Origin of the sequence: Sphingomonas sp. (assembly GCF_041661825.1) — a bacterium.
In the GTDB taxonomy this organism is placed as follows: Bacteria; Pseudomonadota; Alphaproteobacteria; order Sphingomonadales; family Sphingomonadaceae; genus Sphingomonas.
Window position 1 is genome coordinate 109,803 of sequence record NZ_JBAZTU010000006.1, and the last position, 16,155, is coordinate 125,957.

The following is a 16,155-nucleotide window of genomic DNA, read 5'->3' on the forward strand; positions in this document are numbered from 1 at the left end:
CTCCGGCGCCGGTTGCGGTGGTTTTGAGAAGGAGCGAGGCAGTGAAGAAGCAAGTTCAGGCGCGGCGTCCGGCCACCAGTCTTTATGCCGAGGTGACGGATCGGATCATCGCGGAGCTGGAGGCGGGGCGGCTGCCCTGGGTCCAGCCATGGGGCGATACGGGGGCGGATGTGGGGATGCCGAGCAATGCCGGGACCGGGCGGCGCTACTCGGGCGTCAACGTACTTACTCTCTGGGTGGCGGTGATGAGGGGCGGCTATTCCTCGCAGCGCTGGCTTACCTATCGGCAGGCGCAGGCACTGGGCGGCAATGTCCGGAAAGGCGAGATCGGGACCACCGTCTGTTACGCGGATCGCTTCACGCCGAAGGACCAAAGCGAAGGCGATGGGCAAGGCGAGGAGGCGCGGCAGATTGCGTTCCTGAAGCGGTTCACGGTCTTCAACGTCGATCAGTGCGAGGGGCTGGGCCCGGACCTTGTCGCGATGCCGGCTCCACTGGCCGAGGATCAGATCGTGCCGGTCGCCGATGACCTGATCGCGGCGAGCGGCGTGGACTTCCGGGTCGGGGGTTTGGAGGCATTCTATGTGCCGTCGGAGGACCTCGTGGTGGTGCCGCCGCGTCGGGCCTATTTCGACGAGATCAACGCGTATCGGACATGGCTGCATGAGCTGGTCCATGCGACCGGCCATGCGTCGCGGCTTGGGCGGGATCTGACCAATCCGTTCGGGTCGCCGGCCTATGCACGGGAGGAGCTGATCGCCGAGATGGGATCGGCGTTCCTGTGCGCGTCGCTCGGGATCGTGCCGACCGTGCGGCATGCCGATTATATCGGGGCCTGGCTCGAGGTTCTGCGGGAGGATAGCCGCGCGATCTTCCGCGCGGCGAGTGCTGCGAGCAAGGCGGCCGACTGGCTGCTCGAACGGCACGCCAGCGCCTGCCGCGAGTTCGCGCAGGAGGAAGCGGCATGACGCGCGCGGGGGACGAAGCCGAGCGCCTCGTGCGGCTTGCAGCGGCAATCGACTCGTTGCCGATGAAGCTTCGGGCGGTGCATCTGCTGGGGACGGTCGACGGCCTCGACTATGAGCGCATCGGGTTCCGGCTGGGGCTGTCGGTTGACGAGGTCGAACGGTGCACGGCCGAGGCATTGATGCGGATCGATCGCGCGCTTTGCGGCCGCCGCAACTGGCTCGGCCGATGGCGATAGCATCCGAACCGGCGATGTCCGGCCCGCAGGGGCTGGGCATCGCCCGGCGCTTGTTGGTAGGTAGGTCTCGAATGCGTGACCAGCTCGACCATCTGCCGGCCTCCAAACAGCGCGAGCTCGCGCATGTCGTGCGCGTGCTGTTCGAGGAGTTCGCCCAGGCGCACGTGCTCGCGACCCAGAAGTGGAAGAAGCAGGGCCGCATCCTCAAGCTGGTGCTGTACGGCTCCTATGCGCGCGGCGACTGGGTCGACGATCCGGTCGGCGGCTATCATTCCGACTATGATATCCTGATCGTCGTCAGCGACGAGCGGCTGGCGGATTTCGACTATTGGTCGGCGGCCGAGGACCGGCTGATGCGCGATGTCACGATCAACAAGGCGCTGAGCGCGCCGGTGAGTTTCATCGTGCATTCGCTCAATGATGTGAACGCGCAGCTCGAGAAGGGGCGGCCGTTCTTTGTCGATATCGTGAAGCAGGGGATCGCGCTCTACGAGGCGGAGGGTTTTGCGTTTGCCGCGCCGCGTGATCTCCCGCACGAAGAAGCCCGCCAAGAGGCGCAGGTCTACTTCGACACTTGGTTTGAGAGTGCAGGTCGCTACCTCGCCACCGGCATCAGCCACACCGAGAAGGGCTGGAAAAATGAAGCGGCGTTTGAGCTGCATCAGGCGACAGAGCGCTTTTACCACTGCGCGCTTCTGGTGCTCACGCTCTACAGCCCGAAGTCGCACCGGCTTAACTTCCTCCGCTCGCAAGCGGAGCAGATTGCACCAGAGCTGATTTCCGCATGGCCGCGCGACGACAAGGTCAGCCGGCGCTGTTTCGAGTTGTTGCGGGAGGCGTACGTCAATGCGCGTTACTCGCCGCATTATGAGATCAGCGACGAGCAGCTGCGCTGGCTCGGAGATCGTGTTGCCGCCCTTCAGGCGCTGGTGAAGACCGCCTGCGAGAAGCGGCTCGCGCCGCCCGGTCGCTGACCGGACGGCGCTCGCAGGTCATTTGAATTTTGGGCGCAGTGGGGCACGCTTCGCCTTGGCGGCGGGAGCCTGGGCCGCAGCCGCCTTCGCCTGCCGACCTTTCTGCCCGAGGCCGATCTTCTTCGCCATCTCGCGGCGCGCGGCCGAGTAGTTCTCCGCGACCATCGGGTAATCGGCCTTGAGGTTGTAGCGCTCGCGATATTGCTCTGGCGTCAGCCCATGGCCGGACAGATGGCGCCGGAGGGTCTTGTACCGCTTGCCATCGATCATCGAAATGATGTGGTCTTTGGACGACAGTGATTTGCGGGCGCCGACGGCCGGTGTGTATTCTGGTTGGGGCGTCGTATCTTCCGTGGCGTGAGCTGCGGAAGTGCCTTGCGCCAGCTCCGTCACGGTCGCGTGCATCTTCTCCAGAAAAGCCGGCACGTCGTCAGCGGAAACCCGGTTGTTGGGATTGCCGAGCCAGGCAATGGTGAGATCGGTCGCGAGTTCGACGGCGTTTGGAGCATCTTCGTCAGACATGGAGATTCCGATCGTTGAAATAGCGGCAATTAATGGTGCCGTTTGAATTCATTCCCCCCGGAAGCACTCGCCATGTCGTGCCCGGCGGGAATAGGCAATATTAAAGACACGTTTCAGGGGGCGGCAGACTCTTCGAATGCGCGTTTCCCACGCCGGCGCCACAGTGTCAGTGCTTACTCGCGATCATCGGTTCGCAGTGCAGCGCTCGCCTCTATCAGGATGCCGAAGATCACGGCGCGGTCGTCGTCGGTCAGCTCGATCAGTCCGGCCTTGGCAATCAGTCCGCCCAGCTCGATCAACTGACGCGTTCGTTCGCGACGCTTCACGACCCAGGCTCGCGTGTCAGTTCGTGCTCGCTTGAGTTCGAGCCGGTGTCGTGCCGCTGTCACTCGCCGCAGTACCGCCCTGGTTGCCGCGATCATCGCCAACATTGGTCGTCGCGCGTTGAAAGAACACAGCGCCGCGCTTGCTCCAGCTCTCCTTTGCCGCTGGGTCCTTGTTGCTCACACCAGCCAGCAGAAGTCCGGCGAGTTGCTCGACCGACAGCGCGTCGGCACCGGTCGCGATCACCAGCTCGCCCAACTGATGGACCTTGCGCTCCTTGAGGAGTTTCGCCTTGTCGGTGAGCGCCTTCAATTCCGAATCAAAGTCGCGGGGTTTGCGCATGCTGATGTCTCCGATTGAGTGTCGAAGGTAATCCAGTTAGTGAGGCGATCGATCAGCGTAAATAGTCTGGGACAAACTGGGATGAATCAGTCCCGAGTTAAATGAATATTTTAGAGGGCGCGCTTATACGTCGTGCCGACGTCGCTTCTGAAGTGTAAGTGGATTGCCGTCATGGCGATCTACCATTTCTCGGCCAAGGTCATCTCCCGCGCTGCCGGATCGAGCGCTGTTGCTTCCGCTGCGTATCGCTCAGCATCACGGTTGCATGACGAGCGGCTCGATCGGAACCACGACTTCTCGAACAAGGCCGGCGTCGTCCACTCAGAGGTGATGCTGCCGGACGGGGCACCCGAGCACCTCTCCGATCGCGAAAAGCTGTGGAACGAGGTCGAGGCGGCCGAGAAGCGCATCGACGCGCAGCTTGCTCGCGAGATCGAGTTCGCGATCCCGCGGGAGATGAGCCAGGAACAGGGGATCGAGCTCGCGCGCGACTTCGTCCGGGGCGAATTTGTCGATCGCGGGATGATCGCCGATCTCAACGTGCATTGGGATGTCGGCGCTGACGGCATGGCGAAGCCGCACGCGCATGTGATGCTGACCATGCGCGAGGTCGGCGAGGACGGGTTCGGCAAGAAGAACCGCGACTGGAACCGCACCGATCTCTTGGAGAAGTGGCGCGAGCGCTGGAGCGAGCACGTCAACCAGCGGCTGGCCGAACTCGATATCGACGCGCGGATCGATCACCGGTCGCTTGAGGCTCAGGGGATCAAGCTGGAGCCGCAGCACAAGATCGGGCCGGCCGCATCCCGCATGGCGGCGCAGGGCCTGGAGTCCGAACGGCTTGAAGAGCACCAGGCCATTGCCCGCGCGAACGGCGAGAAGCTGCTGGCGAACCCGGCGCTCGCGCTCGACGTGATCACGCACCAGCAGGCCACGTTCACCAACCGCGACCTTGCGATGTTCGTCCACCGGCATAGCGACGGGAAGGAACAGTTCGACCGGGTGATGGCTGCGGTGAAGGCCGCGCCCGAGCTGGTCGCACTCGGCAACGATGGGCGCGGCGAGCAGCGCTTTACCAATCGAGCGATGATCGAGACCGAACAGCGGCTGGAACGCGCAACTGGAGCAATGGCCAACCGCGATCGTCACGCCGTCGCCGAACGATATCGCGACACAGCGCTGGCGCGGGCGGCGGCGCGCGGCATGATCCTCTCGGCCGAGCAGCGCAGTGCCTATGAGCATGTCACCGATGCGAAAGGACTTGGCGTCGTGATCGGCTATGCCGGCACCGGCAAGTCGGCGATGCTGGGTGTCGCGCGCGAGGCCTGGGAAGGCGCGGGATATTCTGTCCGTGGCATCGCGCTGTCGGGCATTGCTGCGGAGAACCTCGAAAGCGGCTCCGGCATCACCTCTCGCACCATCGCCAGCCTTGAGCATCAATGGGCTGAAGGCCGCGAGCTGCTGAGCGCGCGTGACGTACTGGTCATCGACGAGGCAGGGATGATCGGGACGCGCCAGATGGAACGCGTCATCGGTGAAGCGGAGAAGCGCGGCGCCAAGGTCGTGCTGGTCGGCGACCCGGAACAGCTCCAGGCGATCGAGGCCGGTGCCGCGTTCCGTGCCACCGCCGAGCGCCATGGGAGTGTCGAGATCACCCAGATCCGCCGGCAGCGTGACGACTGGCAGCGCGACGCGACGCGGCGACTGGCGACCGGGCGCACGGCCGAGGCTATCGCGTCTTACGACGAGCGCGGACGCGTCCATGCGGCCGAGACTCGCGATGCCGCGCGCGCCGACCTGGTCGATCGCTGGGACCGCGATCGGGTCACCTCGCCCGGCGCGACCCGGATCATCCTCACGCACACCAATGACGAGGTCCGGGCGCTGAACATCGCGGCTCGCGAGCGGCTGCGTTCGGGCGGTGCGCTTGGCGAGGATGTGACGGTCCACGTCGAGCGGGGCGAGCGGCAGTTCGCCACCGGCGACCGGCTTATGTTCCTCAAGAACGAACGCAGCCTTGGCGTGAAGAACGGCACGGTCGGACAGGTGCAGGCGGTCACGCATACTCGCATGGCGGTGATGCTGGATGATGGGCGATCGGTCGCGTTCGACGTGAAGGACTATGCCAATATCGATCACGGCTACGCGGCCACGGTGCACAAGTCTCAGGGCGTGACGGTCGACCGGGTCCATGTGCTGGCGACGCCCGGGCTCGATCGGCACGCGGCCTATGTCGCGCTGTCGCGGCACCGGGACAGCATTGATCTTCATTATGGGCGCGACGATTTCGCCGACCAGGGCAAGCTGGTGCGGGCGCTGTCGCGCGAGCGCGGCAAGGACATGGCGTCGGACTATGCGCGCGGCCCAGACCCGGTCCGCGCGCCGCAGCCGGTGCCACCACGCAATCCATTCGCTGGCCTGAAACTCAGTCCCGCGCCCGTCGTCACCCCCGAGCGCACGACGCTCGAAAAGGCGGTCGAACGCTATGCCCGCGCCGCGGCCGATATCGTGCGGATGCGACGGCTCGATCTGGAAGCGCTGCCGCACCAGAAGGTCGCCTTTGCCGAAGCGGGCAAGGTGCTGGAGGCGATCAGGCCGGACGGCGCTCGCGACCTGCGCAGCGCGCTGAATGCCGAGCCCGCGCTGATCGACCAGGCCGCGAGCGGCAAGACCGCGGCGGCGATCCGCGCGATGGCCCTGGAGAGCGAGGTCCGGATCGACACGGCGCACCGCGCCGATCGGTTCGTCAGCGATTGGCAGAAGAAGACGAAAGCGTACGAGCGGCTGCAGCGGGTTGGTGATTATGACCAGATCGATCGCGCGCGAGACGACCTCACGCGCATGGCAAAGAGCCTGCACCGCGATCCGCAGCTCGAGTCGTTGCTGCGAAATCGCTACAAGGATTTGGGCGTCGGGGACTTGCGCGAAAAATCTTTGTCCCAAGGGCTCCTGGAATATCCCGGCCTCTCGCGTGGCCGCGGACTTGGCTTGTAACTCCGAGTCATGACCGACAATCCAGAGCAGATCGCCACTTCCGAAACCATCGTCGACGCGCTGGAAGCGCTGCGCGGCGAGGTCAGCCTCAATCGCCATGCGCTTGAGCGTCTGATCTCCGTGCGCGAGCAGATTCCGGATTACAGCGTCACCCTTGGCCAGATGGTCAAGGCGCTGAAGGAAGCTGTCGGCGGCATTGACCGGATCGAAGCCAGCCCGGGGGTTAACCTGTCGCCGGCTGCGTTCACCGCTGAGATCGTCAAGGCGGGCGCGGACGCACGGGCGGAGGATCGCAGTTTGATCCGTGAAACCCGCGACGCGATGTCGAGGTCGATTGGGCGAGTCGATGGCATTGTCGAGCGCGGCCAGGCGGCGGACCAGCAGGTCAAGCGATTGATCTGGGCCGGCGTGGTCGGCTCGATCATCGGCATGTTCCTATGGTCGGTCCTGCCGGGTGCTATTGCGCGGTCGTTGCCGGCGAGCTGGCACATTCCGGAATGGATGGCAAAGCGGACAATGGGAATGGACGGGCCGCACGCTGCCGCTCGCCTGATCCAGGCATCAGGCCCGCCAACAATTGAGATGCAACCGAGCACCCCCAACGATCGTGTCCGGCAATACGGCACCGGCTCCAGGGAGCGCCGGTAGGGCGCCCCAATCTCTGCCGTTCGAGCAGCCTGATGCTGATCCCAGAGGCCGACATCCGTTTACGCGTTTACGCGACGGCGAGAGACCAGATTGATGGATTACGGCCCGGCCGCTTTCAGGTGCCGGGCGGCGTAAACAGACGTTCGTTCATGAACCGCATTTCGCCCGCTATGCGCCCCACAATCGGTCATTCAGCGCTTTGTCGGCATCCCGAAAACTGTCGTTTGCTCGAGTGACCCTTTCTGTTGCCATTGGCGCCACTAGCACTACTTTGGCAGATTCTTAGGATTGAAGGTTCTGCGGCAATGCGGGCAGCGGGTTGGAGGCGGCTGCGCGAGTGCGATGAGGATTGCGTGACGGACGGCGGGGAGGCTTGGTTGGGGTGGCGGCCCGAGGATTCTTTTTTCCCCCTCGGGCTTTACCGAGCCGGCGAGACTGGAGGAAGGCGTAGGCGATCATTGCCATGAGCGCGTGTCGGTGCAGGCCAGTCCAGGAGCGGCCCTCGAAGTGATCGAGGCCAAGTTCTTCCTTGAGCTGCTGATGCGCCTGTTCGCAGACCCAACGGGCCTTGATGGCGCCGGCAAGCTGCTTGAGCGGTGTGTCGGCCGGCAGGTTGGACAGATAGTATTTGCGTTCGCCGGTCGAGCGGTGCTCGCCGATGACCCATAGCTCCTCACCGGGCAGATGCTGGGCGCCCATGTCGCGGATCCGTTGGGGTGGGCCATCGGCAACCCGGACGCGGACTGCGGCGAAGCGCGCGGAGAGACGCCCTTTCGTGCCGCGACGCCAACTGACGGTGCGCCAGGGGGCCGTCTCCAACATTGCCTGCGCGGTGATCGACTTCATGTCGGGGATATGCCGCTGGCGGGGGCGCCCGCGTCCGGCGACCGGGAAGATCATCGCCACCTCGGCTGGATATACCTTCTGCTTGAACGGGATGCCGACTGCCCAAGAGAGGCCGCGCTCGCTCAAGCCCTGCCGGAACGGTGCGCTCAAGCCATATCCGGCATCGGCGAGCACGCAACCAAAGCGCGCACCAGCCGCGCGCACCCGGTCGATCTCTGCCAGTGCGATCTCCGGCTTGGTCCTGTAGGCACGATGATCATCCGGCACGGTCGAGCCTGGCGGCTTCGCTTGTCCAGCTCTCGGGCAGGAACAGCCGCAGGGCGACCATGACCGGTACCTCGCCCGACGCCAACGTCAGCGACACCAGTGTCTGACAGTTGGACGTCTTGCCGAGCGCCGAGGCATATTGTGGTGCGACACCAACCGAGTGGCGCCCCTTCTTCGGCAAGGCCGTGTCGTCGATGATCAGCCAGGCGGCGTCACCGCCCACTTGTCTGTCGGCTTCGGCGAGCAGCGCGGCCTCGAGGGGAGCGGCATCCCACACGCCGCTCGCGATGAAGTGGTGCAACCGGTCATAGCTGACGTCGGCATCGCGCGCCGCGATCGGTTGCATGCTCTTACGATCACCCGGACCGATCAGCCCGGCGATATAGGCCGGACACATCCGGCCTCGGGTCTTGTGCCGCAACGCCCCGATAAACGGCGCCAGCCAGGCATCAAGGTCGCTCCGCCAATCCTCTTCCATCGCCAGCCTCCACAAAAGCTGGCTTCCTATGAATCACCGAAACTTCCCCGAGGGAATCCCAAAAATCACTAATCTGCCAAAGTAGTGCTAGTTCGGCGGCGTACCGATAGTCAATTAGACTGTAAGTGTCTCTTGAGTCTGAAAGTCTCCGTTATGGACGAATTGATATATTCATAATGGTTGCAATAAGTCGTTTGACAATGCAGACTATGCTTGGCGATATCAGAGAGATACATCAACACGCGTTGATTATCCGACCGATCGTGTGGGGTCAGTCGTTCCACCAAGGGAAGGTAGAGCATGCTGAATATATTGAATCGCCTCCGGACGAACTCGCCGGCTTTGAAGAGCGAGACCGAACGGTCGATGGCATTCCACCTGGCGCGGCGTCTCAGCAATGAGGAGGTGGATCGCGTCGCCGGCGGAGCCTGCGACACCTCCAGTTATGTCTATAATCAGAACGACACCTGCGACAGCTGGGCTTGATCTTGGCGATGTTGGCCCGTCGACGGACGGGTCAGCATCGTTTCGCAAAGCACATGGCATCGGCTGCGACTGTCGACGCCAAGGTCGCTGAGAGCGGCAATTTTCCTCATGCGGGCGAAATACCAGGATGGTCACGGTTCTCATTCCAACGATGGTTGGAGATGATCATGCGCTGGCGGTGAGCATAACCTTGGAGGCATGGGGACACCGCGCAATTCGGCTGTTTACTGCCGACTATCCGGGTCGATCGACAAGCACGTTGTCATTCGCGGAAACCGGCAGCTACGCCTGCAGGATCAGGACAGGCTTCGATACGATCGCCGATTGCGACATTGATGTGGTCTGGCATAGACGCGTGACGCGGCCGAGAATACCGGAGCAGAACGTGCATCCCGAGGATATGTGGCTCGCCCAGGGTCAGGCACATAGTCTTTTTGAGTCGCAGTGGCTTACAGCCTACGAGCGTGCGCGTTGGGTCAACCCCCGCAATGGCTGGTGGCGATCTTCATCAAAAGCCTTGCAGCTTCGGGAGGCGGTCCGGGCCGGACTTGCGATACCACGCACGCTTATGTCAAATGACCTTGGGGAAGTGACCGACTTTGTCCGCGAAAATCCCCAAGGCGTTGTCTTCAAACTATTTTCACCGGCCGCCTGGAGGGATGACGACGGCATCTCTGTTGCCGAGGCTCGTCTCATCCACCTCACGGACATTCCCTCTGCCAGCGCAATACGGCTGTGCCCCGCAATCTATCAGTCGCGTGTGGAAAAGGCATCGGATGTCCGGATCATTATCATGGGGGACCACGCCGTCGCATTCAGCCTGGCATCCAGCGACATCAACGACGGCATCATAGATCATCGCCACAAGCCGATGGATTCGGAGCGCGCCCATGTTTTTGAAGCCGACAAACGAGTTATTGACGGTTGCAAGCGACTGATGAGGGCACTCGATATCGTTTTTGGTGCGTTTGACTTCGCCATGAACAGAGAGGGAGAATTGATTTTTCTTGAGGTTAACGAAGCTGGTCAGTTTTTATACATTGATAGACTTTGCCCCGAGTCTAACCTGCTTGCAGCCTTCAGCGAATTTCTTCTTGATCCAACTGAGCAGTTCAGGCCAAAGAACAAGCGACCAAGCTCATCCTATGAAGCTTTGCGCTCGTCACCGGAGTTTTCCGAACAGCTTTGTCAGGACGGGCTCGATCATGTCGCGGACTATCCGGCGTGGCGCAAAGCATCCTGAGCCGCTCCCTTGGCTTCAGGTCACTTTAATATGACATTTGGCACCCACGCTCCGACCGCGATCGGCGTAGCAGCAGGGCTCGTGTCCGGACTGATGATCGTTACGGGCTTGCTGAAACTCTTTGCGAAAGCCGACCAGCCGTCCTCAGGGCGCAGGGGGTTCGGCGGGCTTTACCAAGAGATCATGCGACCGCTCGCGGCCCTCGAATGCTGCCTCGCCGCAAGTCTGTTGGTGCCGGTCACGCTTCCGGCAGCTGCGCTCGCCAGCACCATGTTGTTCACAGCCTATATCGCCGTCGTGACGTGGAACGCGACGAGTGCAGTTCCCGCATATTGTCGTTGTTTCGGGGACGCCATCCCGCCCAGCCGAATTTCCTGGCACCTCCTGCCCAGGCTCTCGGCAGCATTCCTGGCAAGCATGTTCCTCTGGATGATGACGTGGGACGGCCTGTGTAACTATGCCTGCACCCCTGGCTACGATGATAACCTTCTCCCGGTGACGCTCACTACGGCTGTGGTGAGCGCTTGCGCGATCTCCTTGAGGCTGGCACATATCGCTCGCATTGCCCCCTACCAGAAGCAGAAACGGTTGCCGGAGGGCCCGGGCGGCCCCGCAGTCGGTGCAATGGTTCCGAATTCGCTGCTCCGAACCGCCGATGGTCAGGAAACGCACATGCTGGCACTGGCCGCGTCACGGCCGCATCTCGTTATCGCCTTTCTGCACTCTGGCTGCAGACCCTGCGAGCAGATTCTAGCGACTCTTCAGTCCATTCATGTGTCCAGCGTGCTAGTAATATCAGGCGAATTCGAGCCGCCAGAGGCGCGGTCTTTGCGGCCCGGCGGGATAATCCCTGATCCTGACCACACGCTGAGAAAGGCTTATGGAATTATTTATCAGCCGTGCTGCCTGCGGGTCGGACCCGATGGGCGTTCCCTTGGGCCGCTGGAATTCGATCCAGCCGTGATTACCGATCTCATTCAGAACGGTGCACCGGCATCCACGACCACCCAATGATCTCGATTCTCTTTCTCAGGAATTCGCCGATGCTGTCCGCGCTACTGCTCGTAATTTCATTGGCTGGCCAATCGCCTCCCGCCGCCAATGTTCAGGAATTGATCGCGCCGGTTCGCGACGCATATGCTCAGGTCGAAGCCCGCCACAGCAAACTGCCTCCCTCCCAGGACGATAAAGACAAACTCGAAAGACTGCTGGAGCTCGATCAGGCCGGTCGCGCCGCCATCTCGAAAATGGCCCTCTCAACCCTTACTCCGGATGACCGTAAGGCCGCGATCCAGGCCGCGATGAAAGAGATTGAGAAACATGATCTCAAGAGCCAGATCGTATTGAAGGATATCCTGGCCAGGGATGGTTGGATCGTGGAATCCAAATACGGCGAGAACGCCGCCAAGAGCGCCTTCCTAATCGTGCAGCATGCAACGAACGACCCCGCATTTATGCGGCGATCCCTGGAGATGATCAAACATGCTCTCGACTTGAAACAAGTCAGGCCCAACGCTTATGCGCTCCTCGCCGATCGCATTGCCCTGGCGTTTGACGGGAAGCCTCAGATTTACGGAACGCAGGTCGATTGCCGAAGCGGAACGTGGGCACCTTTTGACGTGCTGGATCCGGCGAATCTCGACGTACGCCGGCAACAAATCGGCCTGAAAACCGAGGCGGAGTATCTGAAGAACTTTGCTGACGAGCCATGTCGCTAATGCATGCCCGTGCCGGAGAATGGTACACACAGGCAGCATCTCACTCCCGGTTGGGAGCTAGCCTCGCCTGGCGGACGCTCAGGATGTCGAGGATTGTTCGCGCCCAATTCTGCGAAATCAACCGGTACGATGCTGCGCGCGCTGCAAAGCGAAGCGCCCTCAGCTGCTCCGACCGCGCTGTCCTATGCGACTGAACGGCGGGGGCAGCGATGGGGTTGGAGGCTCGACCTCACCGGACAACGGCCCGACTCTTTTTCGTGAAGAAATCAAAGTGCGGCGAGGGGAATCTCTTCACGGGTCCATCAGTCTGGCACTCCCGCTTGGTTGGCACGTCGTTGGCGTTTTGCTGGGAGTTTTGGTGGCCATTGCTGGTGTGATGCTGTTCACCGTATCTTATGCGCGCACCGAGTCCGTAAGGGGGGCACTTGTTCCCGCAGCCGGGTTGGTCGAGATCGTCCCCACCCGCGCAGGCACCGTTGTCCGCGTAGACGTCGAAGAGGGCGCCCAGGTCACACCCGGCCAGCCGCTCGTGGCCGTCCTGGCGGAGGAAAGGACCTTGACCGGAAGTCAGGCCCAATCGCGGGTCCTGACCGCTCTGTCCTACCAAAAAGCAGAGATCGAAAATCAGTCGGTCGCGCTCGCGCGAGGCGCGTCTGCGGAGCAGAGGGGGTTTGGGGAGCAAATCGAAGGTCTTAGGAGCGAAGTACGTAAACTCCAGGCGCAGATTGACGGGCAGGGCCTTCTGGTCGGAATCGCGACCCGCGACCTTGATCAGGCATCGGTCGTCGCCCAACGGGGGTTCATAAGCAAGCGGGACATCACCCAGCGTGAAGAGGCTCTGATTGTTAGACAACAGCAACTCTCCGCGTTGGAGCAGCTGCGCGATGCCAAGCTGAGCAGCATCCTCCAGCTTCGGCAAGCCGGCCAGCGAGCGAAGTTGGCCGCCACGTCCACGAGATCGAACCTGGCCTCTCTTCATGCGCAGATCGAACAGCAGTCGGCGACTCTCGACGCACAGCAGGGCTATCTGATCGCATCGCCGATCGAGGGCCGGATCTCCAACTTGGTCGCTCACCGGGGTGACCGAGCATCAACTGAGGCGAGCATGATGACAATTGTGCCTAAGGGTGGAACGCTGCACGCACGGATGCTTGTCCCCGCCCGGGCCATCGGGTTTATCAAGCCGGGCCTGGCTGTCCGCTTGTCATTCGATACATTTCCGGTGGAGAGCTTCGGGTCGATGGACGGCGTGGTCGCCACGGTCTCGAGCGCCCCGACGGTCGAGAAGGGTGCGTCAGGTTCGAATGAGCCAATGTATATCGCCACCGCCACGGTAACGGGCCGACTGAGTGCGTCCGGCACGCCGGCACCGGCGATGATCCCCGGCATGACCTTCACCGCCAGCATCGTAACGGCCCGCCAGCCGCTTGCGAAATGGCTGTTTGGACCGCTGTTTACCATGGGTCGCAAATGAGCTCCGAACTGGACCTTGGCTTCTTCACCTCGAGAAAGGTGAAACTCAGCCGGCAATCTGAAATCGCCGAATGCGGGCTCGCGTGCATAGCCATGGTCGCGAGCTATCATGGCTTGGACATCGGCCTCGAAACGCTACGCCGGCACTTCGCCATCTCGAGCCGAGGCGTGTCGCTGAAGTCGCTCATCAACATAGCGGATCGCATCGGCCTGATGCCGCGAGCGCTCAAGGTCGAGCCCGCTGGATTGCGCTTTTTGAGCCTCCCGGCTGTCCTGCACTGGAATCTCAATCACTTCGTCGTCCTCGAAAAAGTCAGTCCGCGTCGCGGCTTTCTCATCCACAATCCCGACAGTGGCTCGCGCTGGTTGAGCACGGCTGAGGTCTCAGACCATTTTACGGGCGTGGCGCTCGAGCTCGAACCTTCCGGCTCCTTCCGGGCGAAGGACCTCCGACAGCGACTCCACCTCACTCAGTTGTGGAGTCGGCTCAAAGACGCGAAGCGAGCGATCGCACAGGTCGCAATTCTGACCGTGGTGATGCAGGCATTCGTACTCAGTTCCCCCTATTATATTCAAATCGCCCTGGATGGCGCCCTTCCCACGCTGGATCACAATCTTCTAGTAGTCCTTGCTCTTGGATTCTGCCTTTTCTCCTTGATCAACGGTTTCGCGCTTCTGCTCAGGTCGTTTGTCTTGCTCTCAATCGGAGCATCGCTCGGCGTCGGACTTTCCGCAAATCTGTCAAGACGATTGTTTCGGCTGCCGCTTGACTGGTTCGAACGGCGGCAGGTTGGTGATATACTCTCTCGCTTTCAGTCGGTAGTTCCGATTCGCAATCTCTTGACGGAAGATATCGTCGTGACGACAATCGATGGCGTCATGGCAATCATGACTCTAATCTTCATGGCACTATACTCCGTTTTGCTTTCCAGCATCGCACTGGCAGCGCTATGTCTCTACGCGCTTTTGCGGATACTGTTGTATCCGGCCCAGCAAAATGCGCAGGAACAGTCCATTATTTCATCCGCGAAAGAACAGACTGTTCTTATAGAGTCCATTCGCGGAATGAGAACTTTACGCCTTTTTGGCGGTGAAACGCTTCGCCATGCGATCTGGCAGTCGAAGATGACCGACGCCATGAATGGAGCGGTGCGCCTTCAGCGCGTCCTTAATTGGCAAGCGACGGCCAACGCGACCATATTCTCGATCGAGAACGTACTGTCGATCTGGATCGCCGTGTCATTAGTGATGTCCGGAAAGTTCACGGTAGGAATGGTCGTAGCCTTCATGGCATATAAGGCGCAGTTTCTGCGTTCTGCCTCGAACCTTGTTGACAAGACGGCGACTTTCAGGCTGATCAGGCTTCATCTCGACAGGCTGTCCGATATAGCATCAGCCGAAGAAGACATCAGCTTTACCACAAACAACCACGTACATAATCCACTCAGCGGCCGCCTGGAACTGCGCAACATATCATACCGATATGGCATGGACGATCCATTGATCCTCCACGACGTGAATCTCACAGTCAATGCGGGTGAGAGCATTGCGATCACCGGCCCCTCCGGCTCCGGTAAGAGCACGCTTGTGCGGATCCTGTTGGGGTTGACCGAACCTCTGTCCGGGGAGGTGCTGGTAGACGGGCTTCCCCTCAGAATATTCGGACATCAGAATTTTCACCGACAGGTGGCGGGTGTGCTTCAAGACGACCTCCTGTTCACAGGGTCCATTGCGGAAAATATCAGCATGTTCGACGAGTCGCCCGACATGGATCGAATTGAGGCCGCGGCGGGTGCGGCATCGATCAGCGAAGATATCGCGGCCATGCCCATGGGCTATGAAACGATGGTCGGCGATATGGGTGCCGCCTTGTCGGGGGGGCAGCGGCAACGCGTGCTTCTCGCGCGTGCCCTATACCGCGCGCCCAAGCTCCTTGTGATCGATGAGGGAACCTCTCATCTCGACACCGCTCGGGAACGGCAAGTGAACGAGGCGATCGCGTTGCTCGGGATAACGAGGATCATAGTCGCCCATCGGAAGGAGACGATCGAAACTGCCGACCGCGTCGTTGTCTTGCAAGCGGGCCAGCTTGTGTCATCGCTGGCAGCTGTGCAGGGCGTCACCAGGCCGTAGACTCAATTAACGCGCCTGTGGTTGCGCGTTAGCGTGAAGCGACTCGATTTCGTCTTCTCTCAGAAAGCTCACGCTTGCAGTCCCCCACAATGGACTGATTCCATTCAACCCCTTTCGCGAGCAAATCAACAGGGAAAGGCCGCGCTCGGCTGTATGGCTGGTGCTAACGTGGCCTCGGATAGGAGCGTCGTGCGCCGAGGTCGGTCCGCCCTCAGCGTACCCCTCCGGTGGGGACCGCCTTGCCTGATCGCCGGCCGAGCTTGAAGCTGCACTCGTAAGGAGAGCTTATGAGCGCTGATAGCTGCACAGCATGACCCAAGTGACCCTGATGACGGGGCCGGAGCGACGGCGCCGATGGAGTGACCAGGAGCAGCGCGAGATCCTGGCGGCGGCATTTTCGCCCGGCGCGGTCGTGTCGGATGTATGTAAGCGGGGTCTGAAGGCCGCCTTGCGGGCGGGGCCATCGACGGGCTGATAGCCGCTCTTTGAGCGGGGCGGTGATG

15 protein-coding genes and 1 pseudogene are annotated in these 16,155 nt (G+C 61.5%); 12 read left to right on the forward strand and 4 right to left on the reverse strand.

The genetic code is table 11. The features are described 5' to 3' along the window. The first annotated feature begins 41 nt into the window (after window positions 1–41). The 3 genes from WC729_RS25635 to WC729_RS25645 all read left to right on the forward strand — a co-directional run bounded on the left by WC729_RS25635 (window position 42) and on the right by WC729_RS25645 (window position 2,178). On the forward strand, window positions 42–968 hold the full coding sequence (locus WC729_RS25635; RefSeq protein ID WP_372857302.1) for an ArdC family protein: 927 nt from the start codon (window positions 42–44) through the stop codon (window positions 966–968). After that, the gene (locus WC729_RS25640) at window positions 965–1,204 is read left to right on the forward strand and encodes a hypothetical protein (protein WP_372857303.1); all 240 of its coding nucleotides are present in this window, start codon (window positions 965–967) and stop codon (window positions 1,202–1,204) included. The genes WC729_RS25635 and WC729_RS25640 overlap by 4 nt, the downstream gene beginning before the upstream one ends. A gap of 71 nt (window positions 1,205–1,275) precedes the next feature. Further along, window positions 1,276–2,178: a HEPN domain-containing protein gene (locus WC729_RS25645; RefSeq protein ID WP_372857304.1), complete on the forward strand. Its 903-nt coding sequence runs from the start codon at window positions 1,276–1,278 to the stop codon at window positions 2,176–2,178. Between the two features lie 18 nt (window positions 2,179–2,196). Here the strand turns inward: WC729_RS25645 and WC729_RS25650 are convergent, their stop codons facing one another. The 3 genes from WC729_RS25650 to WC729_RS25660 form a co-directional block, all read right to left on the reverse strand. Beyond that, on the reverse strand, window positions 2,197–2,700 hold the full coding sequence (locus WC729_RS25650; RefSeq protein WP_372857305.1) for a MucR family transcriptional regulator: 504 nt from the start codon (window positions 2,698–2,700) through the stop codon (window positions 2,197–2,199). A 173-nt stretch (window positions 2,701–2,873) separates the two neighbouring features. Then, window positions 2,874–3,026, reverse strand: a complete 153-nt coding sequence (locus WC729_RS25655; protein WP_372857306.1) for a conjugal transfer protein TraD — start codon at window positions 3,024–3,026, stop codon at window positions 2,874–2,876. A gap of 16 nt (window positions 3,027–3,042) precedes the next feature. Further along, window positions 3,043–3,366, reverse strand: a complete 324-nt coding sequence (locus WC729_RS25660; RefSeq protein WP_372857307.1) for a conjugal transfer protein TraD — start codon at window positions 3,364–3,366, stop codon at window positions 3,043–3,045. 171 nt (window positions 3,367–3,537) lie between these two features. Between WC729_RS25660 and traA the strand changes: the two genes are divergently transcribed. Together traA and WC729_RS25670 are read left to right on the forward strand one after the other, a co-directional pair. Continuing rightward, window positions 3,538–6,360 carry a Ti-type conjugative transfer relaxase TraA gene (traA, locus tag WC729_RS25665; RefSeq protein ID WP_372857308.1) on the forward strand — a complete coding sequence of 941 codons (2,823 nt, stop codon included), beginning with the start codon at window positions 3,538–3,540 and terminating at the stop codon, window positions 6,358–6,360. Between the two features lie 9 nt (window positions 6,361–6,369). Continuing rightward, complete coding sequence (locus WC729_RS25670; RefSeq protein WP_372857309.1) at window positions 6,370–7,008, forward strand: hypothetical protein; 639 nt, start codon at window positions 6,370–6,372, stop codon at window positions 7,006–7,008. A 282-nt stretch (window positions 7,009–7,290) separates the two neighbouring features. Here WC729_RS25670 and WC729_RS25675 read toward each other — a convergent pair. Then, a pseudogene (locus WC729_RS25675) lies at window positions 7,291–8,599 on the reverse strand (IS701 family transposase). 300 nt (window positions 8,600–8,899) lie between these two features. On the opposite strand from WC729_RS25675, the gene WC729_RS25680 reads away from it, so the two are divergent. The 7 genes from WC729_RS25680 to WC729_RS25710 all read left to right on the forward strand — a co-directional run bounded on the left by WC729_RS25680 (window position 8,900) and on the right by WC729_RS25710 (window position 16,127). Then, window positions 8,900–9,085 (forward strand): hypothetical protein, encoded by a 186-nt coding sequence (locus tag WC729_RS25680; RefSeq protein WP_372857310.1) that lies wholly within the window; start codon window positions 8,900–8,902, stop codon window positions 9,083–9,085. Window positions 9,086–9,212: 127 nt separating this feature from the next. Further along, on the forward strand, window positions 9,213–10,328 hold the full coding sequence (locus tag WC729_RS25685) for a hypothetical protein (protein WP_372857311.1): 1,116 nt from the start codon (window positions 9,213–9,215) through the stop codon (window positions 10,326–10,328). Window positions 10,329–10,358: 30 nt separating this feature from the next. Further along, window positions 10,359–11,342, forward strand: coding sequence for a MauE/DoxX family redox-associated membrane protein (locus WC729_RS25690; RefSeq protein ID WP_372857312.1), 984 nt, complete (start codon window positions 10,359–10,361; stop codon window positions 11,340–11,342). Next, window positions 11,339–12,046 carry a DUF6624 domain-containing protein gene (locus WC729_RS25695; protein ID WP_372857313.1) on the forward strand — a complete coding sequence of 236 codons (708 nt, stop codon included), beginning with the start codon at window positions 11,339–11,341 and terminating at the stop codon, window positions 12,044–12,046. Before WC729_RS25690 ends, WC729_RS25695 begins: the two co-directional genes overlap by 4 nt. 376 nt (window positions 12,047–12,422) lie before the next feature. Beyond that, window positions 12,423–13,520 carry an HlyD family secretion protein gene (locus WC729_RS25700; RefSeq protein ID WP_372857314.1) on the forward strand — a complete coding sequence of 366 codons (1,098 nt, stop codon included), beginning with the start codon at window positions 12,423–12,425 and terminating at the stop codon, window positions 13,518–13,520. After that, window positions 13,517–15,652, forward strand: coding sequence for a peptidase domain-containing ABC transporter (locus tag WC729_RS25705; protein WP_372857315.1), 2,136 nt, complete (start codon window positions 13,517–13,519; stop codon window positions 15,650–15,652). Before WC729_RS25700 ends, WC729_RS25705 begins: the two co-directional genes overlap by 4 nt. Before the next feature lie 328 nt (window positions 15,653–15,980). Further along, window positions 15,981–16,127, forward strand: a complete 147-nt coding sequence (locus tag WC729_RS25710) for a transposase (protein WP_372857825.1) — start codon at window positions 15,981–15,983, stop codon at window positions 16,125–16,127. Window positions 16,128–16,155 lie beyond the last annotated feature (28 nt).

Coding starts and splice junctions, on each gene's coding strand:
- WC729_RS25670 (WP_372857309.1), top strand. CDS start 6,370: ATGACCGACAATCCAGAGCAGATCGCCACTTCCGAAACCATCGTCGAC.
- WC729_RS25705 (WP_372857315.1), top strand. CDS start 13,517: ATGAGCTCCGAACTGGACCTTGGCTTCTTCACCTCGAGAAAGGTGAAA.
- WC729_RS25680 (WP_372857310.1), top strand. CDS start 8,900: ATGCTGAATATATTGAATCGCCTCCGGACGAACTCGCCGGCTTTGAAG.
- WC729_RS25695 (WP_372857313.1), top strand. CDS start 11,339: ATGATCTCGATTCTCTTTCTCAGGAATTCGCCGATGCTGTCCGCGCTA.
- WC729_RS25660 (WP_372857307.1), bottom strand. CDS start 3,366: ATGCGCAAACCCCGCGACTTTGATTCGGAATTGAAGGCGCTCACCGAC.
- WC729_RS25700 (WP_372857314.1), top strand. CDS start 12,423: ATGCTGTTCACCGTATCTTATGCGCGCACCGAGTCCGTAAGGGGGGCA.
- WC729_RS25690 (WP_372857312.1), top strand. CDS start 10,359: ATGACATTTGGCACCCACGCTCCGACCGCGATCGGCGTAGCAGCAGGG.
- WC729_RS25640 (WP_372857303.1), top strand. CDS start 965: ATGACGCGCGCGGGGGACGAAGCCGAGCGCCTCGTGCGGCTTGCAGCG.
- traA (WP_372857308.1), top strand. CDS start 3,538: ATGGCGATCTACCATTTCTCGGCCAAGGTCATCTCCCGCGCTGCCGGA.
- WC729_RS25685 (WP_372857311.1), top strand. CDS start 9,213: ATGGTCACGGTTCTCATTCCAACGATGGTTGGAGATGATCATGCGCTG.
- WC729_RS25645 (WP_372857304.1), top strand. CDS start 1,276: ATGCGTGACCAGCTCGACCATCTGCCGGCCTCCAAACAGCGCGAGCTC.
- WC729_RS25710 (WP_372857825.1), top strand. CDS start 15,981: ATGACGGGGCCGGAGCGACGGCGCCGATGGAGTGACCAGGAGCAGCGC.
- WC729_RS25650 (WP_372857305.1), bottom strand. CDS start 2,700: ATGTCTGACGAAGATGCTCCAAACGCCGTCGAACTCGCGACCGATCTC.